Source organism: Pseudomonas sp. Irchel s3f10, assembly GCF_900187515.1.
Taxonomy (GTDB): Bacteria; Pseudomonadota; Gammaproteobacteria; order Pseudomonadales; family Pseudomonadaceae; genus Aquipseudomonas; species Aquipseudomonas tensinigenes.
Map to the genome: position 1 here is coordinate 257,794 of NZ_FYDZ01000003.1, position 26,149 is coordinate 283,942.

The following is a 26,149-nucleotide window of genomic DNA, read 5'->3' on the forward strand; positions in this document are numbered from 1 at the left end:
TTGGTGTTTAGCGCAACGCGTAATCCAGCACGATCCCGACGAAAATCGCCAACCCGGCCCAGTGGTTGTGCAAAAACGCCTTGAAGCAGCGCATCCGGTCGCGATCCCGCGTGTACCAGAATTCCCACGCGTAGCACCCGGCAGCCACCAGCAAGCCGAGATGGAACCACATCCCCAACTCGAATTTCGACCCCGCCAGCAACAGGCAGCCCAGCGACAGTGCCTGCAAACTCAGGATGATCACCCGATCCGCCTCACCAAACAGAATCGCCGTCGACTTCACGCCAATCTTCAAATCGTCATCGCGATCGGTCATCGCGTAATAGGTGTCGTAACCCACCGTCCACAGCAGATTGGCGATCCACAGCAGCCACGCCGCCGCCGGCAACTCGCCGGTCTCGGCAGTGAACGCCATCGGCATGCCCCACGAAAACGCCGCACCCAGCACCACTTGTGGGTAATAGGTGTAGCGCTTCATGAACGGATAAGTGAACGCCAACGCCAGACCACCGAGCGACAGCCAGATCGTCGGCGCATTGGTGCACAGCACCAGCAGAAAACTCACACCCATCAACAGCGCGAAGAACACCAGCGCTTCTTTCGAACTGATTCTGCCGGCCGCCAATGGTCGTTGTGCGGTGCGTTTGACGTGGCCGTCGACCTTGCGATCGGCCCAGTCGTTGATCACGCAGCCCCCGGCGCGGGTCAGCACCACGCCGAGGACGAAAATCACGATATTGGCCAGCGACGGCGAGCCTTTACCGGCAATCCATAACGCCCACAGCGTTGGCCAGAGCAGCAGGTAAATGCCGATCGGCTTGTCCATCCGCGTCAACTGAATGAAATCCCAGGCACGCGGGTTCAAGCGGTTCAGCGACTTGAGCAGGCTCTGATACATCAGCAGTTCTCCGGATGGGCGCGGGCGGCGTTCCACAGGCTCGGCAGGAAGATTTCCGCAACCAGGACGCTCAGCGCACCACGGTCGAAGCGCGAACGCCGGCCCCACAATTCTGGCGCTTTGGCGGCTGGCGGCAGCCATTGTTCAGGGTAGTGGCAAACTTCGAGGGCGCGGCGCTGGAACGCCTGATCGCAAAACAGCAGTTCGCCCAGCGAGCGACTGCCCAACTCGTCCATGTGCAAACCGTCGCCCTGCAAAGCGGCGCGCGAAGCGACGCTGCGGGCAAACACCCAAGCCTCGCCGTGGCCACGCAAATACACCTCGCGCACCCAGCCTTCACTGCCTTCGGCCAGATCCAGCGCGGCACATTCGTCAGCGCGCAGGGTGTCCCAGCCTTCAAACAGTTGCGTGACGCTGAAGCCGTCATTGGACAACCGGGTCAGTCGGCGGGTGAGGGAGCCTTCGTCGAACAACCAGTCGAGGGTCAACGAATCGGGGAGGGGCGTCAGTCGGCTTTGGGTCAGCCAGAGCGGGGTCGGGCAGGCATTTGAATGTTGCACAATGAGTCATTATTAGCCGCAAATGAGGCGGCGAGCTTACCATGGCGAGCTGCGCTATTGATTGATCCGGGTCGCCATTGCGCCGAACAGGCTTGCATCTACCCGGCACCATCAGTACAAAACGCCCTGAGCCGGATGGCAGCGCAACACCCATCGACCGTCCGCGCCGGCACCCAGCCTGAACCCTGAGGAAGTACCTGAATGAAAAAGTGGCAATGCATCGTCTGTGGCCTGATCTACAACGAAGCCGATGGCTGGCCGGATGACGGCATTGCGCCGGGCACCCGTTGGGAAGACGTACCGGCAGACTGGCTGTGCCCGGACTGCGGCGTTGGCAAAATGGACTTCGAAATGATCGAAATCAACTAAGCAAATCGAAAGGAGTAAGGCATGAGCGCACCTGTCGTCATCGTTGGCACTGGGCTGGCGGGCTATAACCTGGCCCGCGAGTTTCGCAAACTCGATAGCGAAACCCCGTTGCTGTTGATTACGGCTGATGACGGCCGCTCTTACTCCAAACCGATGCTCTCCACCGGGTTCGGCAAGAACAAGGACGCCGATGGCCTGAGCATGGCCGAACCGGGCGCCATGGCCGAGCAGTTGAAGGCCGAAGTGCGCACCCACACGCGCATCAGCGGCATCGACGCCGGCCACAAGCGCCTGTGGATCGGCGAAGAAGCGGTTTATTACCGCGATCTGATCCTCGCCTGGGGCGCAGAAACCGTGCGTGTGCCCATCGAAGGCGATGGCGCGGATCTGGTGTTCCCGATCAATGATCTCGAAGACTACGCACGTTTCCGTGCCGCTGCGGCGGGCAAGCGCCGTGTGTTGTTGCTCGGCGCCGGCCTGATTGGCTGCGAATTCGCCAATGACTTGATCCTTGGCGGCTACGAAGTGCAACTGGTGGCGCCGTGCGAACAAGTCATGCCGATGCTGCTGCACCCGGCCGCTGCGGCAGCGGTGCAGGCCGGGCTGGAAAGCCTCGGTGCGAAATTTCATCTCGGCCCCGTACTGACCCGATTGCAGAAAGTCGCCGACGGCCTCGAAGCGCATCTGTCCGACGGCCAGGTCATTCCTTGCGACGTGGTGGTCTCGGCCATTGGCCTGCGTCCGCGCATCGATCTGGCGGCGGCCGCTGGCGTACAGGTCAATCGCGGCGTCGTGGTCGATCGGCACCTGAAAACCTCTCACGCCAATATCTACGCCTTGGGCGACTGCGCCGAGGTCGACGGGCTGAATCTGCTGTACGTAATGCCCCTCATGAGCTGTGCGCGAGCACTGGCACAAACACTGGCAGGAAACCCTACGGCGGTCAGCTACGGCCCGATGCCGATCACCGTGAAAACCCCGGTTTGCCCGTTGGTGGTTTCGCCGCCGCCACGCGGTAGCGAAGGCGTTTGGACCGTTGAAGGGCAGGGCGCCGACATCAAGGCGCTGTGCCACGGTGCCGACGGTCAGTTGCTCGGTTATGCGCTGACCGGTGCGGCGGTCATGGAAAAACTGGCCCTGAACAAACAGCTTCCGGCCCTGCTGGCGTAAATACCGGTCGTTCTGTCGGAATCACCCCGCTTTTGCCCCTACAAAGGTCGCGGGGAGACTGGCGCCGCCGGTATCCGCGTGCCATTCTCACTCCCGTCTGCCGCAGAGTAGAGCCTGCGGCGCCTTGGGCGCTGTTCCAACGAGAACAGCACGGACATAACAACAAAAAACCGTCAAAGGGGCTTCACTAATGCGTAAACCAGAACTCGCCGCTGCAATCGCTGAAAAAGCAGATCTGACCAAAGAACAGGCCAACCGCGTACTCAACGCCGTTCTCGAAGAAATCACCGGCGCTCTGCACCGCAAGGACAGCGTGACGCTGGTCGGCTTCGGCACCTTCCTGCAACGCCACCGCGGCGCCCGCACCGGCAAAAACCCGCAGACCGGCGAACCGGTCAAAATCAAGGCCAGCAACACCGTGGCGTTCAAGCCAGGCAAATCGTTGAAAGACAGCGTTAATCCATAAGTGCGGCGGATCCCCTGAATAGCGGGGGAACACTGTAATAAAAAATGGGCACACCGATTGCGGTCGGGTGCCCATTTTTTGTGGCTGCAAATCGGCTTATTGACGCCGGAAGCAGGCCTTGCCATTGCCGAAGTCCACGGCCAGGCAATTTGGCTCAATAGTCAATTGCAGATCCTCGAAGAGGGCAGACAAATCGTTATCGGAAGCAGGCTTGGTTGCACTTTTCAGCGTCAGTATGTCCTTGTCCACCTGCCAGTTGCCTTTGGCAAAACCGTCGGCACTGCCGTACGACACACCCGCGTCAAAGGTGCCGTCCTTGCGCAGCAGCAATTCAGCGCCCATTTCCATCGCGCCAACCAGGTAATAATGGCCGTCCAGTGACGGGGTGTCCGCTGATGCTTGGGTGGTTGGTAGCCACATAAGTGCTACGAAAAATACGGCTTTCAATTCCATGAGGTGAAGCTCCTTACCAGCCTTTGTATAGGGTGCCGAATTCTTTGGCACTGGATTCTGGCATAGCCAAGGTTTGCCCGCGCGTTGTTTAGCCACTACACAATCGAATCAATATCCAGCTGAAACGGCGCGCCAACTGCATGCCCACCGGTCATTGCGGCAATAGCGGCATCGTGGTCTTCGGCGGCTGGCGGAATCATCGCCAGTTGTTCCTGAACGAGGTTTTCCGGGTGAGCGTTCCAGCGCAGTAGGTTTTCCTGCACCCACTCGGGCTGGTCGGCGTAGCTGCCGTAAACGTCGGCTTCGGTGACTCGCTGGCTGCGCAGGGCGACCAGGCGGTCATGGGTCATTTTGATTTTGTCTATTTCATTGTTGAGAACCGTGACCTTGTGGTTTCTTTCCTGGTGGCGGACATAGGCGCTGGGATGAGCCTGGATCTCGCGCTCAACGGCACGCAGTTGCTTTCTGATATTTTCCAATGCGCCGCTGACCCATTCGAACTCCCGGGGTGTGACCAACGAGCGATTGAGCTGCTGCGCCTCTTGCCAGCGGCGCAGGCTTGCCCAGCAGCCGGGGATGTAGCTGCCAACCATCGAGTGATCGCCTGCCGCGAAGAGCTGCTTCAGAAAAGAGCCGCGCTTGGGCAAGCCATTGATATTTCGCAAGGCTTCGGCACAGCCGTGATCGTTGATGATGCTGCAGCCCGGCTGCCAGAGAATGGAGGATTGGTGTTCCTTGCCAAACACCACTGGCATGAAATGGCGCAGCGCCCCGTGATGGCCGTAATCGTCACCAAAGAAGTTGGTCATTCCCCAGACAAGCAAGGCAAAACCGGCAGCCGGGGTAATAACCAGCACTGCTCCGTTGGCGATATACATTGGCTTGGGGTTGGCAAAGGTATTCATCCATGTGGCGGGTACGCTGGGTACAGGGTCGTTCTGATTGACGATGCGGTGGTGGATCAACGCCTTGGCACTTTCGATGAAAGTGGTGTCGCCGGCGCGAGGGGCGCCGTAGGTGTAGAGAACGATGTCGGGGTCGAAACGCTTATCACGGCGCAGCATTTCGGACAGTATCAAAGCCACTGCACCGCCCAGGCTATGCCCGGTGATCAGCAGCTTTTGCCCGCTGTAGAACTTATCCAGATAGGTCACAATAAAGGGGTATGCCGCCAGAGCCCCACCGTAGAAACCTCGGTGTACTTTGCCTTCGCCTTCTTCGAATGGAACCTGATAGGCATCGCCATCACGCAGGCCGTCAGGCCATATTTCACTGGTGCCGCGCACGCTGATGAGGATCAGCTCGTCGTGGTGGCAGATGAAGGCTTGTGTGTCCGTGCGTTGGACCTGCTGGCGATCATCAAAAAAGTGCAACTTGGCCGCGTTTTCCTGCTCATCACCCAATGCCGGGTCGTTGACCTCGGGATAGAGCGATGGATCGAACGGCACCACTTCTAGACGTTTCGAGTAAGGGACCTCCTCATACAAGGGGTAGTACTTCTTCGTTTGCAGGGCATCGACTTTCCACAGTTCATCAAACTGCGGCAGGGCATGGCCAAACCAGTTGCCGCTGCTGGGCTGCACGGGGAAGCTCACACTGTCGGTCTCGACCAGTTGTGTGTTGGGCTCCTGTCCGAAGTCGGTGTAACTCAGTGTCGCCATCAGTGAAAGTTGATAGAGGTTGAGTGCGCAGAACTCATTGCTCGTCGACAACATCGGGCGCAACGCCCTCATGGGGCGCACCTCCAGCACATGATGTTTGTTAGGCAGCAAGGCAATCCCTGTAAGTTTGGGCGGGGGTGGAGAAAAACCCAGCTCCACCATGCCCCGGTCTTCCTGACTGAAGATCGCGCTCGTCCCTTTGTCCGGCAAATTTTCATCAACTTGCGCAAAGGATCTGGTTTTTGGCGCGGATCGCATAAGTGCGTGAACCACCATATTCGGCGGATCACTACGCTGGGCCAAGGGCGGCAAGTGCGCTACATGCTTGACAAGTTCGCTGACCTCAACCTGGTAATAGGCAGCGTTTGCGGCAAGGTCTTTTGCAGGATTGGCTTGGGTGCGTACACCTGATTTGTTGAAGAACCGGGTTTTTTCGGCGCGCACCTGGAGTTCGGTGATGGGAAGTGGATAGTGGGGTCTGCCCTGTAAAAAAGTGTATGTTTTCTCACTGCCTCGATATGCGTTATACAGTTTGAGTACCACCGGGCCACAGTAATGGTTTTCTAACTTGCCGTAACCTGTGGCGTCCAGTTTGCCCGTGTAAACGGTGTCTTCGTGATCGATGATTTCGTATGTCAATCCGGCATAGGGTTTGCCAGCACCGAACTCGTCCACCAATTGGAAACTAGTTGAATGCCCACGCAGTGGGCAAGCGTGGATGTTGCCTTGCATAAACGCAGCGATGCTCGGATCTAACGGTTCAATGCTCATGGGGTTTCGTCCTTGTTTTCAGTGCAACCCGGATAAATAGTGCAGATCCGTTCATCCACCATCCTGAAGGTGCTGAAGTCCTTGTGATTGCCGTAGCAAAACGCGTACTGGTCTTCAAAGTTGTCGCCCATGCAGCGCTTCCATCCACCGGGCACTTTGCTCCAGGTATCTTCAATGGCGGGTTTTTCCTGTTCGGACAACTTGATCTTCAGCCTTACCGTTTTGCCCGATAGCTGAGTCAGCGTGTACGCCGTGGAAGGCCGACCTCTACCGACTTTGCCTTGTGCATCCATTTTTTTGCAGGTGAGTATTTTTGTGATGTAGCGCTTTCGGCCAACCGTGCGGAACAGCCACTGGCACTCACCGAAAAACTCTCCGGTGTTGTCATCGCTGAAACTACCCATTTGTCGCTCCAACAGCTCGGGACGCACGGCAAACGAGGCGTAGTCATAGCCCAAATAGTCGCGTTTTTTGTCTCTGCCAATGACGCCAATGATCTTGATCTCCACATGGTTCAGCGCCAGCGGGCAGTCGCTTACGGTTCTGTAAAGGGGGACTACGGAGGTGCCTTCGTATTTCATGTTGGTTTTGTTGAACCCAAGTTGAGTGTCTCTTCCACCCGGTACGGAACACGTTTGTCCCTTCGCGGGAACATAGGTGGCAGTCAGGTCGTATTTGAAGTCAGGCGGAAAGTCAGGAACAAAGGTGAATGTGTTTGGCTTGCTGACAGCTGAACAACCCAAGGTCAAAACAAGGCAAGTGCTCAATGTCAGGCACTGAAAGACTCGTTTGAAGTGGGGGAAATACACCCGCGAATGCGGTGTTTTTTGATCCGTCATGGGGTTTCGTCCTTGTTTTCAGTGCAGCCCGGATAAATAGTGCAGATCCGCTCATCCACCATCCTGAAGGTGCTGAAGTCCTTGTGATTGCCGTAACAAAAAGCATGTTGATCTTCGAAGCCTTTCCCCATGCAACGCTTCCATCCATTTGGCTGCTTTACCCATGTGTCACCCATGTAGGGCTCTTCCTCGTCGGACAACTTGATCTTCAGCCTTACGGTTATCCCCGCTAGCTGAGTCAGCGTGTACGCCGTGGAAGGACGGCTTCGCCCGACATTGCCCTGCGCATCCATTTTTTTGCAGGTCAGCAGTTTGATCAGGTAACGCTTCGGGCCCACCGTGCGAAAAGACCACATGCACTCACCGAAGAACTCAGCTGTCTCGTCATCTCTGAAACTACCCATTTGTCGCTCCAGCAACTCCGGGCGCACAGCAAATGAGGCGTAGTCATAGCTGCTGTTACTTCGTCCGGGGCCAAAAACACCGATGACCTTGATCTCCACATGGTTCAGCGCCAGCGGGCAGTCGCTTACGGTTCTGTAAAGCGGGACTACGGAGGTGCTTTCGTATTTCATGTTGGTTTTGTTGAACCCAAGTTGAGTACCTTTTCCACCCGGCACCGAGCATGTTTGATCTTTGGTGGGCACATAGGTGGCCGTCAGGTCGTACTTGAAGTTGGGTGGAAAGTCGGGGACAAAGGTAAACGTGTTCGGCGTACCAACCGTAGAGCAACCCAGGGTCAATGCAGTGCAACTGCCAAGTGCCAGATATTGAAATGCACGTCTCATAGGGGGCCGCTCTCCTGCCAATACAGTACCTGCTGATACACCCGCTCAAAGTGCACCGCCGAGTCTTCTCCGGGTTTGGGCAACCATGACCTGGGCGGCACATACACCGGTAGCTGAAGACTTTGGGTCAGCAAAAAGTGCACTTGCTCCGGTTGCTGCCAGCCCCACAGGTGCGTCAGTTGAATCTGTCCCCACAGCCAGTCATCGATGTCGACGTGCTCCGCTAGCTTGGCCATCGCTTCAGTGTGCTCGCCCACCAAATAACGGCGGGCGTTGTCGAACAGCACGTTTGCGTAAATCAGCTCCGGTATGGGCGTCTGCAGCCATGGCGGGTCGATGGGCAGCGGGTGTTCGCCGGGGTCCGGGTTGTCGGCGACGTTCCATTGCCCGGCATGCCAGTAACAGATGCTGCTGACCGGCCCGAGCAACGCTGCGTATTGCTCGGGTTGCAGATGCGCCAGCGCGCGTCCGAGCACGCGGTTGTCATGCACGCGATACACCGCCAGGTTGGGGCGTTCACCGGTCACCACGCGCTCGCGCCAATGGCTTGCCAGATCATCCAGAGCGACATGCTCGGCGCTGGCCAGCCAACCCCAATGGCGTTCGGGGGTGGCGAGCAATGACAGGATGACGGGGTGGCGCGCCGTGTCGATCTGCAAAAGCAGCGGGCCGGTTTGCGCCAATGACTCAGCCGCCGTGCCCGCGTACAAATGACGAAATCGCTCAGTGCCGAGGTCGGCGGCCAGCGCCGTGCGTGCTTCACTCTGACCGTCGGAGTCGAGCATTAGAAACAGATCAAGTCCGGCGCGGGACTGCTCGTGCAGCCATAGTTCGACCCGGTTCATGCGACTTCTCCCAGGCCGCACTGCCCAGCCGCACAGGCTTCGCACAGCGGGCAATAATCCGCCGCTTGCTGGCGAGCACTGTTGACGATCGACAGCGGTGTGGCACTGACAGGAGGGGCGATGCCGCCCACTGCCTGCAGCGGCTGGAGTGGCGCGATGCCCGCCAACGGCGCACCGCCCTCGACGATGGGCACGCTGCTGAAAATCCCGCCGGCGTTGATGACGATGTGGTGCCCACCCGCCGACAGCGTCAGGCTCATGCCGGCGTCGATCACCACGCTGCTCGCGGTGACATGCGCCTGCTGGCCGGCCTGAATCACCAGCGCTCCAACCGAGTGACTGCTGATGCCACTGACGGTCAGCAGATCATCGGCGTTGATCTGCGTACTTCGCACTCCGTGGTGGGTGCGCAGTGTCTTGCCCTCGATCAGGCTGGTGCTGTCATTGCCAATTTGCTCGAAGCGGTCGCGGGTAATCAGGCTGTGGCTGTCGTTAAGGATCAGTTGTTCCAGATCGCGCTGAGCCCGCAGGTAGATTTTCTCCTGGCCTGCACGGTCTTCGATCGACAGTTCGTTGTATCCGCCATTGCGCGGAGAGCTCTGGCTGCGCAACACCGTTCGGGTCTCGTTGGCCGGCAGTGGGTGGGCGGGGGATTTGACCTTGTTGGGTACGCAACCGGTGATCAGTGGTTGGTCGGGATCACCCTCCTGAAAGGTCACGACCACTTCCATGCCGATGCGCGGAATGGTTATCGCACCGAAACCTTCCCCCGCCCAGCTGGAGGCAACGCGTATCCAGCAACTGCTCTTCTCGTTATCGAGTTCTGCCCGGTCCCATGGAAACTCGACGCGAACCTTGCCGTATTCGTCGCAGAACGTCTCTCTTCCGGGTGGCCCGGTGACTCGCGCGGTCTGGCAAACCAGCACAGGTCTTGGCGCTGGCAGCGGCGGGCGATACAGCACGTCGGCCGGGATGGCCTTGAAAGTGTTGCGATAACCTTGAGTGAAGCCATCAGCCGTTTTGTCATCGCTGCTGAAAGCCTCTTCCAGCACTTGGGGCTGCTTACCTTCATGAGCAATGTTCAACAACAACCACATCTCGTTGCAGTCCGGTCGCGGATGTTCGGTCAGGTCGAAAAGATGACCGCTGCGCAATGTCGCTTGATTGCTCTTGCCCTCAATCCATTGATAGTCGCTGCGGTGCCGTTCCAGTGCTTGGCGCGCCTGCTGCTTGCCGTGTTTCTCGGACGTCATGAGCAGCGGATAGCGATAGTCTTCAAGTTCGGGCGTGAACTCGGCGGTGAAGCGGCTCTCCAGCAACAGGCTCGGGCGTTTCAGGTCATAGTCGCGACGGGTGACCGTGCTGGTGCGAGTGTTGAAGCCCATGGTGAGGTGATTGACCACCGGATGTTCTGCAACCATGCCGCTGTCAGGCTGAAAAGGGGTCACACCCAATTTGGGGAAAAACACCTGACTGTCGCTGAACACCAGCAAATGCCTGTCGACCGAGTGCTGGTGATGCCACGCGATGCCGTCCTCGGCGCACAGGCGCTGGATAAAACGGAAATCGCTTTCGCCGTATTGCGTACAGTACTCACGCACCGGACTGGTGGTGACATTGAAGGTGAAGTCATCGGGCTGAATGCCCTGGCGTTGCAGAACCTGCGCAACAATTTGTGGCACCGTCAGGTTCTGAAAAATCCGTTGGTCGCGACTGAATTGCAGGTAGTGCAGCGCGGGCACCAGTGTGAGCTCATAGCGAGTCAGGCGTTTGCCGGACTCCGCCAGCATTACGTTTTCGATGCGCCCGTGAATGCCTTCCTGATTGGCGCCGAATTGCAGGAACGCAGGTCGGCTTAGCAACGCTTCCAGATCGACATCAGTCCGCTCGCTCACCAGTGCGACACGGATGGCATACAGCTGACTGATGGCTTCAACGCCGTTAAACGAAAGCACCTTGAAGTCGTGACGAAAAGCAGGAATTTGCAGGGTAAACAGTGCGCAATTGACCGTACCGAACATAGGCTTGTCCTTAAGCAAAGTGAGTCTTTGCGCGGTGTTCGATCCTCCCTGATCGCCACGCATAAAAAATTTGCCAAGGCACGCTAGCTGTGTGGGAAATAAATTGATGTAAGAAGTGTCTCTGTCATCTGTCAGAGACTTCTGGGTTGTAAAACGCTGTATGAATTGAAGGAAAGGGCTGTAGGAGACTACTTCGGTATTTATTGAGTTAGCACGAATGTGCAGTGTTTACGGGGCTGTGAAAGTTTCACAAAAATACTCTGCCATCAAATTGATGGCACTTTTTGTGTTCGTCATTGTCCTCGCTGAATTATTCAAAGAGGCTGATGCATTTTCGGAAGTGTCCTACTTCTATTTTTTTCAAGAGTTGTCATGCTTGCCACCCTGTAATGGGACGAGCGTCCGGCAAGATGTCGTCTCGCCGCCCGGAAGCGCTCTGGCTCAGGGCTTTGGCTGGGGAGAGAGAAATGTGGCGAATATAAATGACTATCAGGGATTCCCTTGTGACATATAGGGCAATCTCCTACAGACCCCAATGAACACTTCGTCTTGTTGTTTAATCAGATGCTTGCTAGTGGCCATCATAGTGATTACGATGCGCCCACTTGAAAGAGCACATCTCAATTGGATGAGTCGCACCACCGCTCTTCGATACTGTCCCGCGCCGCGGTTACCCCAATAGGCGCCTGACTGTAATCCTTAATAAAGGCCATGGATGTCCTACTCAAGCAAACTTTCCGCCCATTACCTCGAACTCGCTAAAGTCTCTGTTTCCAAAGAGAATTTCGCGGGCGAAGACGTTCGTTTTTCGAGCGAATTCGAGGCGCTGGAAAGCGAGCTGGCCAAAGCCTCGTCGATGCACGAAAGCGGGCAGATCGACTGGCTGAAAATTCGCGAAAACAGCGAAAATCTGCTGCGTACCCAATCCAAGGATTTGCGTGTCGGCGCCTGGCTGACCTGGTCGCTGTACCAGCGCGAATCCTTCCCCGGGCTGCTGGCCGGCCTCGGTTTGCTGCACCATCTGTCGGAAAACAACTGGGCCGACGTTCACCCGCTCAAGCCCCGCACCCGTGCCGCCGCCATCGGCTGGCTGGTGCCGCGTCTCGAGCAGGTCATCACCGAAAACATTGCGATCAAAGAGCAGTTGCCGATGTTCCGGCAGCTCTCCGAGCACCTGTCCGGTCTCGAAGCGGCGTGTGCTGAGCACCTGGGCGATGACTCGCCGCTGCTGCTGCCGATCTCCCGTCGCCTGAAAACCATGATCCAGCGCGCGGCCGACAACCAGCCGGCCCCCGGCGTTGTGGGTGCGGCGGTGGCGCAGGTCAAGCAGGCCGCGAGCCAGTTGCTCACCCCCGGCGCACCGATCGACAACGAACGTGATGCACACAAAGCCCTGCGCGCCCAACAGGAAAGCGCCCGGCCGCTGTGCGCTTGGTGGCTCAAGCAGAAAGCCACCGACCTGCGCGCCCTGCGCCTCAATCGCACGCTGCTGTGGATGACCATCGACGCGGTGCCCGAACGCAACGCCGAGCAGATCACCGTGCTGCGCGGCCTGCCGCTGGAAAAACTCAAGCTTTATCAGGACCGTTTCGATCAGGGCAAATACGCCGACCTGCTGGTGGAACTGGAGGCGAGCCTGGCGAAGGCGCCGTTCTGGTTCGATGGCCAGAGGATGGTCTGGGAATGTCTCCAGAACCTCAACGCCGAGTTGGCAATGCGCGAAGTGGAAATCCACTTCGCGCTTTTGGTTCAACGGCTGCCCGGCATTGTCGAGTTGCGTTTCCATGACGGCGCGCCGTTTGCCGATCCGTCCACCCGGGCGTGGATCGCCGCCAACGTCATGCCGCACCTGCAAAGCGCCAGCGCGCCGCGCAAGGTCGAAAGCGAAAACGTCGAAACCCAGCCGGCCTGGGAAAAGGCCCTCGAAGAAGTTCTGCCGCTGCTGCGCAAGGAAGGCCTGAAGCCTGCCGTGCAGACGCTCAAGCAAGGCTTGCAGTCGGCCCACGGTGGTCGCGAACGCTTCTTCTGGCAGTTCGCCCTCGCACGGCTGTGCTTCATGGCCAAGAAATACGAACTGGCCAAGAACCAGCTGGAAACCCTCGATCAGACATTACAGGACTCAGGCCTGCACGCCTGGGAGCCCGATCTTGCATTGGAAGTGCTGCATCTACTGCATAGCTGCTGCGAATTGTTGCCGCAGAACCATGCCGTACGTGAACGCAAGGAAGAGATTTATCGCAGGCTGTGCCACCTCGACCTCGAAGTGGTACTCGAATAGGCCCCAGGGCCACAACCGCAAGGAGAAAAGCCATGGCCAAAGAAGGCTCGGTAGCCCCCAAGGAACGCATCAACGTCACCTTCAAACCCGCCACCGGCGGTGCTCAGGAAGAGATTGAACTGCCGCTGAAGCTGCTGGCAATCGGTGACTACACCCACCGCAAGGACGATCGCAAAATCGAAGATCGCAAGCCGATCAGCATCGACAAGATGACCTTCGACGAAGTGTTGGCCAAGCAAGAACTGGGTCTGACGCTGAGCGTGCCGAACCGTCTGCAGGAAGATGGCGAGGCCGACGAGCTGGCTGTGCAACTGCGCGTCAATTCGATGAAGGACTTCAACCCGGCCAGCCTGGTCGAGCAAGTGCCTGAGCTGAAAAAACTGATGGAACTGCGCGATGCGCTGGTGGCCCTCAAAGGCCCGCTGGGTAACGCACCTGCGTTCCGTAAAGCGATCGAAGGCGTGCTCGCCGACGACGAATCCCGCGGTCGCGTACTCGGTGAGCTGGGCCTGAACGCCGCAGCCCCGGACGCCTGAGACTCCAGCCAAGGAAGCCAACACAATGAGCACTAGCGCAGCACAAGAGAAGAGCGCCGCCAGCGGCGAATACAGCATTCTCGACAGCATCATCGCCGAAACCCGTCTGACTCCGGACGACGAAGCCTACGACATCGCAAAGCGCGGTGTGTCGGCGTTCATCGAAGAACTGCTCAAGCCGCAGAACAACGGTGAGCCGGTCAAGAAGGCCATGGTTGACCGCATGATCGCCGAGATCGATGCCAAGCTCAGCCGTCAGATGGACGAAATCCTGCACCACCCGGACTTCCAGGCTCTGGAATCGTCGTGGCGTGGTCTGCAGTTGCTGGTCGACCGCACCAACTTCCGCGAAAACATCAAGATCGAAATCCTCAACGTCTCGAAAGAAGACCTGCTGGACGATTTCGAAGATTCGCCGGAAGTCATGCAGTCGGGCCTGTACAAGCACATCTACACCGCTGAATACGGCCAGTTCGGTGGTCAGCCTGTGGGCGCGATCATCGCTAACTACTACATGTCGCCAAGCTCGCCAGACGTCAAGCTGATGCAGTACGTGGCCAGCGTTTCGTGCATGTCGCACGCGCCGTTCATCGCTGCTGCCGGCCCGAAATTCTTCGGTCTGGAAAGCTTCACCGGCCTGCCGGATCTGAAGGATCTGAAAGACCACTTCGAAGGCCCGCAATTCGCCAAATGGCAGAGCTTCCGTACTTCGGAAGACTCCCGTTATGTTGGCCTGACCGTGCCGCGTTTCCTGCTGCGTAACCCGTACGATCCGGAAGAAAACCCGGTCAAATCGTTCGTGTACAAGGAAACCGTTGCCAACAGCCACGAGCACTACCTGTGGGGCAACACTGCTTACGCGTTCGGCACCAAGCTGACCGACAGCTTCGCCAAATTCCGCTGGTGCCCGAACATCATCGGCCCGCAGAGCGGTGGCGCGGTTGAAGACCTGCCGTTGCACCACTTCGAAAGCATGGGCGAAATCGAAACCAAGATCCCTACCGAGGTTCTGGTTTCCGACCGTCGTGAATACGAACTGGCCGAGGAAGGCTTCATCTCCCTGACCATGCGTAAAGGCTCCGACAACGCGGCGTTCTTCTCCGCAAGCTCGGTGCAGAAGCCGAAGTTCTTCGGCATCAGCGCAGAAGGCAAGGCCGCAGAGCTGAACTACAAGCTCGGCACCCAACTGCCGTACATGATGATCGTCAACCGCCTGGCTCACTACTTGAAAGTGCTGCAGCGCGAGCAACTCGGTTCGTGGAAAGAACGTACCGACCTCGAGCTGGAACTGAACAAGTGGATCCGTCAGTACGTCGCCGACCAGGAAAACCCGAGCGCCGAAGTGCGTGGCCGTCGTCCGCTGCGCGCTGCGCAAGTGATCGTCAGCGACGTTGAAGGCGAGCCGGGCTGGTACCGCGTGAGCTTGAACGTGCGTCCGCACTTCAAGTACATGGGTGCCGATTTCACCCTGTCGCTGGTTGGCAAGCTGGACAAAGAGTAAGAGCGACTCATGGACGGATACGGCAGCCTGTTCGAACGCCTCAACGGCGACGCGCAACTACGCAAGGGCAACAGCCTTGAGGCTTGTGCCATGGCGTCAGTGGCTGCCCATCTGGCCAAAATGCTCAGCACCCGGGCCGGCAGCGTGCAAACGCTGGCCGACTACGGGTTGCCCGATCTCAATGACATGCGTCTGAGCCTGCACGACTCCCTGAGTCAGGCCCGTCTGGCCATCGAAAACTTCATCGAAGCCTACGAGCCGCGCCTGAGCAACGTGCGTGTCATTTCCCTGCCGCGTGACCACGATCAACTTCGCCTGGCCTTCAGTATCGAAGGTCTGCTGGAAGTTGAAGGGTTCAAGCGTCAGGTCAGTTTTTCCGCGCGCCTGGATGGCAGCGGACAAGTGAAGGTCACCTAAGGAGATCCCCGATGTCTGGCAAACCAGCAGCACGCGTATCCGACCCAACCGCTTGCCCACTTCCAGGCCACGGTACCAACCCGATCGCCGCCGGTTCCGGCGACGTGTTCTTCGACGGCCTCGCGGCCGCCCGCCAAGGCGATGCCTCGGCGTGTGGTGGTGCGATGGTCGGCGATCTGGCGACCACGGTTTTGATTAACGGCAAACCTGCTGCAACGGTCGGTTCGGTGGGGTCGCATGGGAACAAGGTCACCGCCGGTTCTGGCACGGTGATTATCGGGAATTCGCATTCGCCTGTGGCGTTTGTGCCGCCAGTGCCTTTGATCATTCCGGGCTTCGATGCTCAGTTCCAGCTGAAAAACGGTCTGGGCAATCCGCTTGCGGATACTAAATACCTACTCCGTCGAGCGGATGGTTCTCTCGAAAGTGGAATCACCAATGAGTTGGGCCTGACTCATCGCGTGAAGGCCCACACAGCTTCCGAAAAAATCGAAGTTTTTATTGAGAGCTGAGGGAGTACTCATTCATGGCCGAGGCTGAAAAAATCAATAAGGACGGGCAGGAATATGTGCCAGCTGGCGCGGCCGCGAGCACAAAAACCTCTGAGGTTGCGCCGGTAGAGTTGCAGGTTTGCCGCTGTAACGGAAAAGAAGTCACAACGCTGGCTGGCTACGACAGCATCCCGAGCTATACCGGCGAGCTGCCTTCTCCGTTGCAAATTATGTGGTACGTGCCAAAAACCAAAGAAATGCTCAAGGCAAGTTTCTCTGATACAGAAATTCGTGTCTGGATAAAGCAGGCGGCTGAATATTATGGCGTCCCGCATATTTTGCTGGCGGTTATTCTGCAGCAGGAGAATGGACCTAAGGGCAGTAAATTTCTTCAAACCATGCAATTCGGCGAGCGGTCGCTGACCACTCTGCTGGCAATTGTTGACAACTTGGCTTTCGATGCCGTCCCGGACAAATTGGCCGGTGGCTCCAGCGGCTTTGCCAATATGAGTAGGGCAACATTGCAGAAGTCCGTTCAATACACAGAGAACTATTACTGCAAGAAACCTTTGCCCGAAGACGTTCAGTACCGGATTTTTGGCTGGAACCAGGACACGCGAATCCCGGGTGATGATTGGAAGGCAGACCTCTACTATTGCGCCGGCCATCTACGTGAACTGGTTGACCGGGCTACTGGGACTCGCTGTCACTCCGGAGCGCTGACCGCCGACCAGCTGAAAAAGGTGATTGCTTCCTACAACGGTTCGGGGCCGCTTGCCGAAAAGTATTCAACCGATGCTATGACGTTGTTAGACGCAGCGAAAGCAGGTACGGCGTGGTTGTATTTTTATGAAAGGTAAACTCTCGACGTCTACCACTCTTGCGCTTGCTGCCGGCATTTTGGCTGTGGGGGTTGTCGTGTGGACAAATATTTTCTCCAATTCGCTGATGCTGTTAATGGACGGCGTTAATTTTATTCCTGCGGAATCTTCAATCCTCGCCTTTGAACCTTATGAGATAAATCAAGGGTCGTCTTCCTATTGGATCTACGGTCAGGATGGGGAAAATTATTATTATTTTTCTTATGACGCGGCTGCGCCTTACATTTTTATTTCCAAAGCAAATGTTTGTCATGGGTTTGATCGTCTGAATTTCAAAACATGGTGCAGTGCGAAACAAGGTACGAAGAAATGATCAGCGAGGCATCGATCTGCTCATGAAACAGTCAAGGATGATTTCCATGTCGGGGGGGGCAGTGTTTTTCACGTTTTTCATCCCAGTGACTACCTACGCCGCTCAGCAGGTCTACAGCAATAATGTTTTCCTGCTGAACACCTGTGGCGTGCCTCTGGAATTGTCCGTGGTGCATGACTCCAACTATGACGATAAAGCCCGCCGCTTGGTGTTGAATCCAAATCAGCGCAGAACTATCGCCAACTACAGATCGTTCGGCGAGGACGTGGCCGATCAGATCAGCGACCAGTACAGCCTGTCGATCAAGAGCCCGACGGCGACCAAAACCATCGACGCGCAGACGTTGCGAAAGGCTGTCGCAAGCACCGAAAGAACTAAAGAAAAAGCTGTTCGTTCATGGGGCATTACTGATGGTTCTTTCTGCCCATGAAGTTTTTTAGCGGGAACGGCTCAGTGAAATCAAGAGCGTGGCAATGCCTGGCCGCTTTCCTCTGCTCGGTCGGTTTGCTGACGATTATGGTCGGCTTCGCGCTGCTGTTGCGAATGGAAAGCTCGACCGAACCAAAGCTGTTCGCTCATCCCAACGCGTTGTGGGTTGGCGCCGAGGATGGCGGGGTATTCGTTGAAGTTACCAGGAACGAGGCGCCGGACTACTACGTCGAGATTCGCCACGAAAGTGGCGGAGTGTGGACTGAGGGCTGGGTTCGATACGGCACACGGGACAGCTACCCATTGAGCGCTGCAGCCATTGGCGGCTATGACGGCGTCGAGCTCTATGTGTATTCGGGGATGGCGATCACGCCGAAAAAGCAGGGAGTGGCGCAGTGATGAATATCTATGCGCGTCTGGCACTCTGTCTGGTGGTCCACGCGGCGGGATGTGTGGCCTACGTGTTTCTGAATAACGCAGTGGTTGTGGCCTACAAGGCTTTCAACGGCGGATTCACCACCCGTGGCGTGGCGATTGGCATCGCCCACTACATGTTCATCTACATATTTTTTGGCATAAACGCGCTGGCCGCGATCATCCCGAACCTGTGGGCCAAGCTCGGTCTGCTCGCTCTGATGGTTGCCTGGATTCTGTTCATGATGGTGCCTGAAAACCCGCTACGTGCGCTGTTCTACACCGTGGCCCAAGGCGGAGTCACGTTGTTGGCGATTCTGCTCACGCAGGTCATTGAACTGCGTTGGGAAAAGCTTGCGCTGATGCGACAGACGTCGCTTGCGAGTCCCGCTCATGCTTAGTCGTGCGCAACTGAGCTTCTTTATGGGCGCCTTGTGGTGGCCATTGCTGGCGGTGTTGGCGATCAGTTCCTATGACCTGTGGAATGGCGAGTATTCAACACCCGAGTCGTCCGGGATTTATTGGCAGTACCTGTTGTGGTGGGGAATTCCCGGGCTTCTGGGCTTTTCGCTGTGGATGTCCCGTTCGGCGCAGAGCCGCAATGAGCAACAGGCACTGCGGATGGTGTGGTGGGCGCCGGTGAAGTTTATCCCGTTCTATGCCGTGCCATGGATGCTGTATGGCTTGTTCAGTCTGTTCGTCGGGCCGTTCAGTGACGCTTACATGGCGTACGGCTGGATCTCGATTGTGCCGTTTCTCCTGATTGGCGGTTACGTCTGTGCCGGCGTGACGGTCGCGCTCTACAGGATATTTTTTTGATGCGTTCCACTACCAGGCAGGTAACCCGTGTCGTTTAACCACTACTACCAAAGCGAACTCACCGCACTGCGCCAACTCGGTCGCCGTTTCGCCGAGCGTAGTCCGGCGTTGGCGCCGTATCTGGGCCAGGCCGGGCGGGATCCGGACGTGGAGCGGTTGCTCGAAGGCTTTGCGTTTCTGACTGGGCGGCTGCGCCAGAAGCTTGATGACGAGTTGCCGGAACTCAGCCATTCGCTGATGCAATTGCTGTGGCCGAACTACATGCGTCCGCTGCCGGCGTTCAGCATTTTGCAGTTCGATCCGCTCAAGCGATCCGGGCCGGCGTTGCGTGTCGAGCGCGATACGCCGATCGAAAGCAAGCCGATCGAAGACGTGCGTTGCCGCTTCCGTACTTGCTACCCGACTGACGTGCTGCCGCTGGATCTGGCCGCGCTGAATTACTCGGTGAAGGGCGACGGCTCGCTGCTCAGCCTGCGTCTGGAAATGAGCGCCGACGGCCACCTTGGTGAGCTGGAGCTGAGCAAACTGCGTCTGCACTTTGCCGGTGAGCGCTACATCAGCCAGATGCTTTATCTGAGCTTGCTGCGCAACCTTGAAGGTATCGAGCTGATCCCGCTCGACGGCGCTGGCAAGCCGATCGATGGCGTCAGCGGCAAGCCGATGGCGTTCAAGATTCCCGGTGATCGGGTCAAACCGGTGGGCTTTGCCGAAGAAGAAGCGTTGATCCCGTATCCGCTGAACACCTTCCGCGGCTATCGCTACCTGCAGGAATACTTCGCCTTTCAGGACAAGTTCCTGTTCGTCGACGTCAACGGTCTGGACATCATCAACGCGCTGCCGGAAGACACCCTCAAGCAGATGCGCGGCCTGGAATTGCGCTTCGATATTCGCAAGAGCGGCATCATGCGCATGCGGCCGACCCTGGATAACGTGAAGCTGTTCTGCACGCCGATTGCCAACCTGTTCGCCCACGACGCGCTGCCGATCCGCCTCGACGGCAAGCAGGATGAATACCTGCTGCTGCCAGCGGAATACGATCTGGAAAACTGCGGTGTGTTTTCGGTGGAAACCGTGACCGGCTGGAAACCCGGTGGCCTTGGTTATCAGGAGTACGTGCCGTTCGAATCCTTCGAGCACGACCCGAGTTTCGACGTGCCCAACAGCCGTCCGCATTACAGCATCCGCCAGCGCTCGTCCTTGCTGCACGACGGCCTCGACACCTACCTGAGCTTCGGCATCCGCCACACCGAAGCCCACGAAACCCTGTCGATCGAGCTGATCTGCACCAACCAGAACCTGCCGCGCAAGCTCAAGCTTGGCGACATCTGCATGGCCTGCGAAGAGACGCCGGAGTTCCTCAGTTTCCGCAACATCACCCCGGCCACTTCCAGCTTCGCGCCACCGCTGAACCGTGACTTCCTGTGGAAGCTGATCAGCAACATGTCGCTTAACTATCTGTCGCTGGCCGACGTCAATGCGTTGAAGGTGATTCTCGAAACCTACGACCTGCCGCGCTACTACGACCAGCACGCGGAGAAGGTCAGCAAACGCCTGCTCGGCGGCCTCAAACACATCAAGCATCACCACGTCGACCGCTTGCACCGTGGGTTGCCGGTGCGCGGTTTGCGCACCGAACTGACCATCGACCCGGAAGGGTACATCGGCGAAGGCGACCTGTTCGTTTTCGCTTCGGTTCTTAACGAGTTTTTCGCGCTTTACGCCAGTCTCAATTCATTCCATGAGCTGCGCGTAAAAAGCACACAGGGAGAGGTGTACCAATGGACACCACGTATGGGCCTGCAGCCCCTGCTTTAAGCGGGCTGACCAAGGTAATACGCGAGTACTCGCTGTTTCAGGCCGTGCTGCTGGTGATCGACCGGCTGCGCGAGGCACACCCGTACCTGAGCGAAGACGATCTGTACGACCACGTGGAGTTCCAGGCCAACCCGAGCCTGGGCTTTCCGCGCAGCGACGTTGATCGCGTGGAGTTTTTCGAAGAACACGGGCAGATGCGCGCGCGCATGCGTTTCAACCTGATCGGCCTGGTCGGCTCGGGTTCGCCTTTGCCGGCGTTCTATGGCGAACAAGCCCTGGGCGACAGCGAGGACGGCAACCCGACACGCAACTTCCTCGACCTGTTCCACCATCGCCTGCAACGGCTGATGCTGCCGATCTGGCGCAAATATCGCTATCGCGCAAGCTTCCAGAGTGGCGCGATTGACCCGTTCTCTTCCCAGCTGTTCGCCCTGATCGGCCTCGGTGGCGAAGAGATCCGCAAGGCCAAGGAACTCAACTGGAAGCGCTTGCTGCCGTACCTCGGCCTGCTCAGCTTGCGTGCGCACTCGGCGGCGCTGATCGAAGCCGTGCTGCGTTACTACTTCAAGCACGAAGACCTGGTCATCGAGCAGTGCATCGAGCGCCGCGTAGAAATTCTCGAAGAGCAGCGCAATCGTTTGGGCCGCGCCAACAGCCTGCTCGGCGAAGACCTTGTGCTCGGCGAACACGTGCGCGACCGCAGCGGCAAATTCCGCATTCACATCACCGAACTCGACTGGCAGCGATTCCATGAATTCCTGCCGATCGGTTTCGGTTACCAGCCGCTCTGCGCGCTGGTGCGGTTCACCTTGCGTGACCCGCTCGATTACGACATCCGCCTGGTTCTGCGCCAGGAAGAAATCCGCGAACTGCGCATCGGTGAGCAGAACGCCTGTCGCCTCGGTTGGACCAGTTGGCTGGGCCGCGAAAAAGCGGACGGCGTGGTGACCCTGGGCAGCAAAATTCATTAAGGACGTGAGCCATGATCAACGTAGACCTGCAACAACTCATCCAGGCGCTGGACGCCGAAACCCGTCGTGATCTGGAACGTTCTGCCGAGCGTTGCGTGGCCCGTGGCGGCAGCAAGATCCTCGTCGAAGATTTGATGCTCGGTCTGCTCGAGCGTCCGAACGGCTTGTTGTCGCGCGCACTGCAGGATGCAGACGTCGACGCCGGCGAACTCAGCGCCGCGCTGCAATCGCGCGTCGAACACAGCGCTTCGCGCAACCCGGTGTTCGCCCCGGAGCTGGTGCAGTGGCTGCAAGACGCGCTGCTGGTGGCCAACCTCGAACTGGGCCAGACCCAGGTTGAAGACGCGGCGTTGATCCTCGCTCTGCTGCGTAACCCGATGCGCTACGCCGGCAGCCGTTATCAGCCGCTGCTCGCCAAGCTGAACATCGATCGCCTGAAGGAATTTGCCCTGTCGCAAAAAGAGCAACCGGCGGCCAATGGCAAACCGGCCGCTCAGGGCGAATCGCTGTTGCAGCGCTTCACCCACAACCTGACCCAACAGGCCCGCGACGGCAAACTCGACCCGGTGCTGTGCCGCGATGGCGCGATCCGCCAGATGGTCGACATCCTCGCCCGTCGCCGCAAGAACAATCCGATCGTGGTCGGTGAGGCCGGTGTCGGCAAGACCGCCATCGTCGAAGGTCTGGCGTCGCGCATTGCTGCCGGTGAAGTACCGCAAGTGCTCAAAGGCGTTGAACTGCTGTCGCTGGACATGGGCTTGCTGCAGGCCGGCGCCAGCGTCAAAGGTGAATTCGAACGTCGTCTCAAAGGCGTGATCGACGAAGTCAAAGCCTCGCCGAAACCGATCATTTTGTTCATCGACGAAGCCCACACCCTGATCGGCGCGGGCGGCAACGCGGGCGGTTCCGACGCGGCCAACCTGCTGAAGCCGGCACTGGCCCGTGGCGAACTGCGCACCATCGCCGCGACCACTTGGGCCGAGTACAAGAAATACTTCGAGAAAGACCCGGCGCTGGCCCGTCGTTTCCAACCGGTGCAACTGCACGAACCGACCGTCAGCGAAGCGGTGACCATCCTCCGTGGTCTGGCCCAGGTTTACGAGAAGAGCCACGGCATCTATCTGCGTGATGACGCGGTGGTTTCGGCGGCGGAATTGTCGGCACGTTACCTGGCTGGTCGGCAACTGCCGGACAAAGCCGTCGATGTGCTCGACACCGCTTGCGCCCGCGTACGCATCAGCCTCGCCGCCGCCCCGGAAAGCCTTGAGCGCCTGCGTGGCGAACTGGCTGAAGGTGGCCGTCAGCGTCAGGCCCTGCGTCGCGATGCCGAGGCTGGTCTGTTGATCGACCACGAAGCACTGGACGCGCTGGAAGCTCGTCTCGACGAAGCCGAAGACGAAATGGTCGCGCTGGAAACCCTGTGGACTGAACAGAAACAACTGGCCGAGCGTCTGTTGGAACTGCGTCAGCAACTGGCCAAGGCTCGCGAAGCCGCCGCCGTCGAGCCGACCGTCAGCGTTGAAGAAGACGCCGAAGGCACCGTGATCGAGACCATCGCCGCCGAGGTCGAAGAAGGCCAAAGCGTCGAAGCGCTGGAAGCCCAGCTCAACGAAACCCACAGTGCACTGACTGCCGCCCAAGTCAAAGAACGTCTGGTCAGCTTCGAAGTGTGCCCGCGTCTCGTTGCCGAAGTGATCAGCGCCTGGACCGGCGTGCCGTTGGCGCAACTGGCCCGCGAGCACAACGCCAAAGTCGCCAGTTTCGCCACCGACCTGCGCACGCGCATTCGCGGTCAGGAACAAGCCGTGCACGCACTGGACCGCTCGATGCGCGCCACCGCTGCCGGCCTGAACAAACCGGACGCACCGGTTGGCGTGTTCCTGCTGGTCGGCCCGAGCGGCGTCGGTAAAACCGAAACTGCACTGGCCCTCGCTGACTTGCTGTACGGCGGTGATCGTTTCATCACCACCATCAACATGTCCGAATTCCAGGAGAAGCACACCGTTTCCCGCCTGATCGGCGCGCCACCGGGCTACGTCGGTTACGGCGAGGGCGGCATGCTCACCGAAGCCGTACGCCAGAAGCCATACTCGGTGGTGCTGCTCGATGAAGTCGAAAAGGCTGACCCGGACGTGCTTAACCTGTTCTACCAAATCTTCGACAAAGGCGTGGCCAACGATGGCGAGGGTCGCGAGATCGACTTCCGCAACACGTTGATCCTGATGACCTCGAACCTCGGTAGCGACAAGATCAGCGACCTCTGCGAAAACGGCGCACGCCCGACCGCTGAAGTCCTCGAAGAAACCATTCGCCCAGTGCTGAGCAAACACTTCAAACCGGCGCTGCTGGCGCGGATGAAAGTGGTGCCGTACTACCCGGTCGGCGGCCCGGTATTGCGCGAGCTGATCGAGATCAAACTCGGTCGTCTCGGCGAGCGACTGAATCGTCGTCAGCTGGATTTCAGCTGGTGCCAGAACCTCGTCGATCACCTGTCCGAGCGTTGCACGCAAAGCGACAGCGGCGCGCGCCTGATCGACCATCTGCTCGACCAGCACGTTTTGCCGCTGGTGGCGGATCGTCTGCTCGACGCCATGGCCACCGGTGAAAGCCTCAAGCGTGTGCATGCCACGCTGGACGGTGAAGCCAGCGTGACGTGCGAGTTCGCCTGAGGTGGGTGTGATGTTCACTCAGGTGCCGCAGCCACTGGTCTATGCCGAAGCGTTGCTGGCGCAGTTCGCCAGTCTGTCGCGGGCGGCGGACGGTGCTGCGTTGCTGGGTGACTTCGTGCGTGGTCTGGCCGAGCTGAGCGGTTGCGAATTGACGCAGCTGTATCTGCTCGACGCCACCCACACCTGCCTGGGGATGAACGCCGAATGCCTCGACGGCGCTCTGCAACCGCGTGAAGCGGCGAGCCTGCCGGCGGATTACAACGGTGAACAACTGCTGCAATTCGCCCTGTGCCAGAACCGCGTGGTGTGCCTCGATGACTTGAGCGGCAGCCTGCACGAAACCAGTTTTCTGCCGGCGGCAACCTCGCCGTGGCAGTCGCTGTTGTGCGTGCCACTGGTCAATCAGCACAAAGCTGTTGAAGGTTTGCTGCTGTGCGCCAGCCGTCGTCGCACCCACCTGCAAGGTTTCGCTGATTCCCTCGGCCAGCTCGGCTCGTTCGTGCTTGGCCAGTTGCATCTGCTGCAACGTCTGCGTCAGCCGCTGGCAGAATCGGCAACAGTGGCGCGCAGCGTGCCGAGCATCAGTGGCTATGGCTTGATCGGTAAAAGCGCGGCGATGCGCCAGACCCATTCGCTGATCAGCAAAGTCCTGCACAGCCCGTACACCGTGTTGTTGCGCGGCGAAACCGGCACCGGCAAGGAAGTCGTGGCGCGGGCGATTCACGATTGCGGCCCGCGTCGTTCTCAGGCGTTCATCGTGCAGAACTGCGCGGCGGTCCCGGAAAACCTGCTGGAAAGCGAACTGTTCGGCTATCGCAAAGGCGCCTTCACCGGCGCTGATCGCGACCGCGCCGGCCTGTTCGATGCGGCCAATGGCGGCACGCTGCTGCTCGACGAGATCGGCGACATGCCGCTGTCGTTGCAGGCGAAGATCTTGCGCGTGTTGCAGGAAGGCGAGATCCGTCCGCTAGGTTCCAACGACACCCACAAGATTGACGTACGCATCATCGCCGCGACCCACCGCGATCTGTCGACGCTGGTCAGCGAGGGCAAATTCCGCGAGGACTTGTACTACCGCCTCGCGCAATTCCCGATCGAGCTGCCGGCGCTGCGTCAGCGTGAAGGCGACATCCTCGAACTGGCCCAGCACTTCGCCGAGAAGACCTGCACGTATTTGCAGCGCGATCCGGTGCGTTGGTCGAGTGCGGCGCTGGAACACCTGTCCGGCTACAACTTCCCCGGCAACGTGCGTGAACTCAAGGCACTCGTTGAGCGCGCGGTGCTGTTGTGCGAAGGCGGCGAGTTGCTCGCCGAGCATTTCTCCCTGCGCATGGAGGCAATGCCGGAAGACAACAGCCACCTGAATTTGCGCGAACGTCTGGAGCAGGTCGAACGCACTTTATTGCTCGATTGTCTGCGCAAGAACGATGGCAACCAGACCCTCGCCGCGCGCGAATTGGGCCTGCCGCGACGCACGCTGCTGTATCGGCTCGGCCGTCTGAACATCAATCTGGGAGATTTCGATGGGTAGGCAAAACATCATCGAAATCCTCGCAAAAACCAATTTCAGCGCCGCCCGCAAGGGTCGGCGCTTTGTGCTTTGTCTACCCCTGGAGACCCTCTGATGTCTGTTCGTCACTGGCAAGCTGTCCTGCTGACCCTCGTCGTTCTATGCGGCCTGGGCGGCTGTAGCGGCAATTACAAATTCAACGACAACGACTATCGCCCGTTGGGTGATCCGCAAGCGGTCAATCGCGGCAAGTGACCGCAAGGA

General features: G+C 58.5%; 27 protein-coding genes. 19 read left to right on the forward strand and 8 right to left on the reverse strand.

Annotated features, from left to right (window positions below):
* Positions 1-7: 7 nt before the first annotated feature.
* Together ubiA and CKW17_RS10295 are read right to left on the reverse strand one after the other, a co-directional pair.
* Positions 8-898: a 4-hydroxybenzoate octaprenyltransferase gene (ubiA, locus tag CKW17_RS10290; RefSeq protein WP_095119769.1), complete on the reverse strand. Its 891-nt coding sequence runs from the start codon at positions 896-898 to the stop codon at positions 8-10.
* Positions 898-1,458 (reverse strand): chorismate lyase, encoded by a 561-nt coding sequence (locus CKW17_RS10295; RefSeq protein ID WP_095119770.1) that lies wholly within the window; start codon positions 1,456-1,458, stop codon positions 898-900. The genes ubiA and CKW17_RS10295 overlap by 1 nt, the downstream gene beginning before the upstream one ends.
* A 201-nt stretch (positions 1,459-1,659) precedes the next feature.
* On the opposite strand from CKW17_RS10295, the gene CKW17_RS10300 reads away from it, so the two are divergent.
* From CKW17_RS10300 to CKW17_RS10310, 3 genes are all read left to right on the forward strand, one after another.
* Complete coding sequence (locus tag CKW17_RS10300) at positions 1,660-1,827, forward strand: rubredoxin (RefSeq protein ID WP_003177199.1); 168 nt, start codon at positions 1,660-1,662, stop codon at positions 1,825-1,827.
* A 21-nt stretch (positions 1,828-1,848) separates the two neighbouring features.
* The gene (locus tag CKW17_RS10305) at positions 1,849-2,997 is read left to right on the forward strand and encodes an NAD(P)/FAD-dependent oxidoreductase (RefSeq protein WP_095119771.1); all 1,149 of its coding nucleotides are present in this window, start codon (positions 1,849-1,851) and stop codon (positions 2,995-2,997) included.
* Positions 2,998-3,187: 190 nt separating this feature from the next.
* The gene (locus CKW17_RS10310; protein WP_003213368.1) at positions 3,188-3,463 is read left to right on the forward strand and encodes an HU family DNA-binding protein; all 276 of its coding nucleotides are present in this window, start codon (positions 3,188-3,190) and stop codon (positions 3,461-3,463) included.
* A 96-nt stretch (positions 3,464-3,559) separates the two neighbouring features.
* Here CKW17_RS10310 and CKW17_RS10315 read toward each other — a convergent pair whose 3' ends face one another.
* The 6 genes from CKW17_RS10315 to CKW17_RS10340 form a co-directional block, all read right to left on the reverse strand.
* On the reverse strand, positions 3,560-3,916 hold the full coding sequence (locus CKW17_RS10315; protein ID WP_095119772.1) for a hypothetical protein: 357 nt from the start codon (positions 3,914-3,916) through the stop codon (positions 3,560-3,562).
* A 95-nt stretch (positions 3,917-4,011) separates the two neighbouring features.
* Positions 4,012-6,348, reverse strand: a complete 2,337-nt coding sequence (locus tag CKW17_RS10320) for a lipase (RefSeq protein ID WP_095119773.1) — start codon at positions 6,346-6,348, stop codon at positions 4,012-4,014.
* On the reverse strand, positions 6,345-7,187 hold the full coding sequence (locus CKW17_RS10325; protein WP_095119774.1) for a hypothetical protein: 843 nt from the start codon (positions 7,185-7,187) through the stop codon (positions 6,345-6,347). The genes CKW17_RS10320 and CKW17_RS10325 overlap by 4 nt, the downstream gene beginning before the upstream one ends.
* A complete protein-coding gene (locus CKW17_RS10330; protein ID WP_095119775.1) occupies positions 7,184-7,975 on the reverse strand; it encodes a hypothetical protein in 792 nt (263 codons plus the stop codon). The genes CKW17_RS10325 and CKW17_RS10330 overlap by 4 nt, the downstream gene beginning before the upstream one ends.
* On the reverse strand, positions 7,972-8,820 hold the full coding sequence (locus CKW17_RS10335) for a DUF4123 domain-containing protein (protein WP_095119776.1): 849 nt from the start codon (positions 8,818-8,820) through the stop codon (positions 7,972-7,974). Before CKW17_RS10335 ends, CKW17_RS10330 begins: the two co-directional genes overlap by 4 nt.
* Entirely contained in the window at positions 8,817-10,841 is a 2,025-nt protein-coding gene (locus CKW17_RS10340; RefSeq protein WP_095119777.1) for a type VI secretion system tip protein VgrG, read from the reverse strand. The genes CKW17_RS10335 and CKW17_RS10340 overlap by 4 nt, the downstream gene beginning before the upstream one ends.
* A gap of 715 nt (positions 10,842-11,556) precedes the next feature.
* Here CKW17_RS10340 and tssA point away from each other — a divergent pair.
* From tssA to CKW17_RS10425, 16 genes are all read left to right on the forward strand, one after another.
* Complete coding sequence (gene tssA, locus CKW17_RS10350; protein ID WP_007920270.1) at positions 11,557-13,119, forward strand: type VI secretion system protein TssA; 1,563 nt, start codon at positions 11,557-11,559, stop codon at positions 13,117-13,119.
* A gap of 32 nt (positions 13,120-13,151) precedes the next feature.
* Positions 13,152-13,655, forward strand: a complete 504-nt coding sequence (gene tssB / locus CKW17_RS10355) for a type VI secretion system contractile sheath small subunit (RefSeq protein WP_003229587.1) — start codon at positions 13,152-13,154, stop codon at positions 13,653-13,655.
* 25 nt (positions 13,656-13,680) lie between these two features.
* Entirely contained in the window at positions 13,681-15,156 is a 1,476-nt protein-coding gene (tssC, locus tag CKW17_RS10360) for a type VI secretion system contractile sheath large subunit (RefSeq protein ID WP_016772499.1), read from the forward strand.
* Between the two features lie 9 nt (positions 15,157-15,165).
* Positions 15,166-15,573, forward strand: coding sequence for a type VI secretion system baseplate subunit TssE (gene tssE, locus CKW17_RS10365; RefSeq protein ID WP_007920274.1), 408 nt, complete (start codon positions 15,166-15,168; stop codon positions 15,571-15,573).
* 11 nt (positions 15,574-15,584) lie between these two features.
* Positions 15,585-16,085, forward strand: coding sequence for a PAAR domain-containing protein (locus CKW17_RS10370; protein WP_095119779.1), 501 nt, complete (start codon positions 15,585-15,587; stop codon positions 16,083-16,085).
* Between the two features lie 14 nt (positions 16,086-16,099).
* A complete protein-coding gene (locus tag CKW17_RS10375) occupies positions 16,100-16,924 on the forward strand; it encodes a hypothetical protein (RefSeq protein ID WP_095119780.1) in 825 nt (274 codons plus the stop codon).
* Positions 16,914-17,258, forward strand: a complete 345-nt coding sequence (locus CKW17_RS10380; protein ID WP_095119781.1) for a hypothetical protein — start codon at positions 16,914-16,916, stop codon at positions 17,256-17,258. Before CKW17_RS10375 ends, CKW17_RS10380 begins: the two co-directional genes overlap by 11 nt.
* Before the next feature lie 22 nt (positions 17,259-17,280).
* On the forward strand, positions 17,281-17,688 hold the full coding sequence (locus CKW17_RS10385; protein WP_256586219.1) for a hypothetical protein: 408 nt from the start codon (positions 17,281-17,283) through the stop codon (positions 17,686-17,688).
* Positions 17,689-17,711: 23 nt separating this feature from the next.
* Positions 17,712-18,086: a hypothetical protein gene (locus CKW17_RS10390; RefSeq protein ID WP_095119901.1), complete on the forward strand. Its 375-nt coding sequence runs from the start codon at positions 17,712-17,714 to the stop codon at positions 18,084-18,086.
* Positions 18,086-18,502 carry a hypothetical protein gene (locus tag CKW17_RS10395; protein ID WP_095119783.1) on the forward strand — a complete coding sequence of 139 codons (417 nt, stop codon included), beginning with the start codon at positions 18,086-18,088 and terminating at the stop codon, positions 18,500-18,502. Before CKW17_RS10390 ends, CKW17_RS10395 begins: the two co-directional genes overlap by 1 nt.
* Positions 18,495-18,920: a hypothetical protein gene (locus tag CKW17_RS10400; RefSeq protein WP_095119784.1), complete on the forward strand. Its 426-nt coding sequence runs from the start codon at positions 18,495-18,497 to the stop codon at positions 18,918-18,920. The genes CKW17_RS10395 and CKW17_RS10400 overlap by 8 nt, the downstream gene beginning before the upstream one ends.
* 27 nt (positions 18,921-18,947) lie before the next feature.
* A complete protein-coding gene (gene tssF / locus CKW17_RS10405) occupies positions 18,948-20,735 on the forward strand; it encodes a type VI secretion system baseplate subunit TssF (protein ID WP_007920286.1) in 1,788 nt (595 codons plus the stop codon).
* Complete coding sequence (gene tssG, locus CKW17_RS10410) at positions 20,699-21,706, forward strand: type VI secretion system baseplate subunit TssG (RefSeq protein WP_034152087.1); 1,008 nt, start codon at positions 20,699-20,701, stop codon at positions 21,704-21,706. The genes tssF and tssG overlap by 37 nt, the downstream gene beginning before the upstream one ends.
* Before the next feature lie 11 nt (positions 21,707-21,717).
* Positions 21,718-24,375, forward strand: coding sequence for a type VI secretion system ATPase TssH (tssH, locus tag CKW17_RS10415; protein WP_095119785.1), 2,658 nt, complete (start codon positions 21,718-21,720; stop codon positions 24,373-24,375).
* 10 nt (positions 24,376-24,385) lie between these two features.
* A complete protein-coding gene (locus tag CKW17_RS10420; protein ID WP_095113199.1) occupies positions 24,386-25,906 on the forward strand; it encodes a sigma-54-dependent Fis family transcriptional regulator in 1,521 nt (506 codons plus the stop codon).
* A 93-nt stretch (positions 25,907-25,999) separates the two neighbouring features.
* The gene (locus CKW17_RS10425; RefSeq protein ID WP_007920296.1) at positions 26,000-26,140 is read left to right on the forward strand and encodes a hypothetical protein; all 141 of its coding nucleotides are present in this window, start codon (positions 26,000-26,002) and stop codon (positions 26,138-26,140) included.
* Positions 26,141-26,149 lie beyond the last annotated feature (9 nt).

What these genes read in the sequence shown, in the direction of transcription:
- ubiA (WP_095119769.1), bottom strand. Translation starts at nt 898, where the DNA reads ATGTATCAGAGCCTGCTCAAGTCGCTGAACCGCTTGAACCCGCGTGCC.
- CKW17_RS10300 (WP_003177199.1), top strand. Translation starts at nt 1,660, where the DNA reads ATGAAAAAGTGGCAATGCATCGTCTGTGGCCTGATCTACAACGAAGCC.
- CKW17_RS10305 (WP_095119771.1), top strand. Translation starts at nt 1,849, where the DNA reads ATGAGCGCACCTGTCGTCATCGTTGGCACTGGGCTGGCGGGCTATAAC.
- CKW17_RS10310 (WP_003213368.1), top strand. Translation starts at nt 3,188, where the DNA reads ATGCGTAAACCAGAACTCGCCGCTGCAATCGCTGAAAAAGCAGATCTG.
- CKW17_RS10315 (WP_095119772.1), bottom strand. Translation starts at nt 3,916, where the DNA reads ATGGAATTGAAAGCCGTATTTTTCGTAGCACTTATGTGGCTACCAACC.
- CKW17_RS10320 (WP_095119773.1), bottom strand. Translation starts at nt 6,348, where the DNA reads ATGAGCATTGAACCGTTAGATCCGAGCATCGCTGCGTTTATGCAAGGC.
- CKW17_RS10325 (WP_095119774.1), bottom strand. Translation starts at nt 7,187, where the DNA reads ATGACGGATCAAAAAACACCGCATTCGCGGGTGTATTTCCCCCACTTC.
- CKW17_RS10330 (WP_095119775.1), bottom strand. Translation starts at nt 7,975, where the DNA reads ATGAGACGTGCATTTCAATATCTGGCACTTGGCAGTTGCACTGCATTG.
- CKW17_RS10335 (WP_095119776.1), bottom strand. Translation starts at nt 8,820, where the DNA reads ATGAACCGGGTCGAACTATGGCTGCACGAGCAGTCCCGCGCCGGACTT.
- CKW17_RS10340 (WP_095119777.1), bottom strand. Translation starts at nt 10,841, where the DNA reads ATGTTCGGTACGGTCAATTGCGCACTGTTTACCCTGCAAATTCCTGCT.
- tssA (WP_007920270.1), top strand. Translation starts at nt 11,557, where the DNA reads ATGTCCTACTCAAGCAAACTTTCCGCCCATTACCTCGAACTCGCTAAA.
- tssB (WP_003229587.1), top strand. Translation starts at nt 13,152, where the DNA reads ATGGCCAAAGAAGGCTCGGTAGCCCCCAAGGAACGCATCAACGTCACC.
- tssC (WP_016772499.1), top strand. Translation starts at nt 13,681, where the DNA reads ATGAGCACTAGCGCAGCACAAGAGAAGAGCGCCGCCAGCGGCGAATAC.
- tssE (WP_007920274.1), top strand. Translation starts at nt 15,166, where the DNA reads ATGGACGGATACGGCAGCCTGTTCGAACGCCTCAACGGCGACGCGCAA.
- CKW17_RS10370 (WP_095119779.1), top strand. Translation starts at nt 15,585, where the DNA reads ATGTCTGGCAAACCAGCAGCACGCGTATCCGACCCAACCGCTTGCCCA.
- CKW17_RS10375 (WP_095119780.1), top strand. Translation starts at nt 16,100, where the DNA reads ATGGCCGAGGCTGAAAAAATCAATAAGGACGGGCAGGAATATGTGCCA.
- CKW17_RS10380 (WP_095119781.1), top strand. Translation starts at nt 16,914, where the DNA reads ATGAAAGGTAAACTCTCGACGTCTACCACTCTTGCGCTTGCTGCCGGC.
- CKW17_RS10385 (WP_256586219.1), top strand. Translation starts at nt 17,281, where the DNA reads ATGAAACAGTCAAGGATGATTTCCATGTCGGGGGGGGCAGTGTTTTTC.
- CKW17_RS10395 (WP_095119783.1), top strand. Translation starts at nt 18,086, where the DNA reads ATGAATATCTATGCGCGTCTGGCACTCTGTCTGGTGGTCCACGCGGCG.
- CKW17_RS10400 (WP_095119784.1), top strand. Translation starts at nt 18,495, where the DNA reads ATGCTTAGTCGTGCGCAACTGAGCTTCTTTATGGGCGCCTTGTGGTGG.
- tssG (WP_034152087.1), top strand. Translation starts at nt 20,699, where the DNA reads ATGGACACCACGTATGGGCCTGCAGCCCCTGCTTTAAGCGGGCTGACC.
- tssH (WP_095119785.1), top strand. Translation starts at nt 21,718, where the DNA reads ATGATCAACGTAGACCTGCAACAACTCATCCAGGCGCTGGACGCCGAA.
- CKW17_RS10420 (WP_095113199.1), top strand. Translation starts at nt 24,386, where the DNA reads ATGTTCACTCAGGTGCCGCAGCCACTGGTCTATGCCGAAGCGTTGCTG.
- CKW17_RS10425 (WP_007920296.1), top strand. Translation starts at nt 26,000, where the DNA reads ATGTCTGTTCGTCACTGGCAAGCTGTCCTGCTGACCCTCGTCGTTCTA.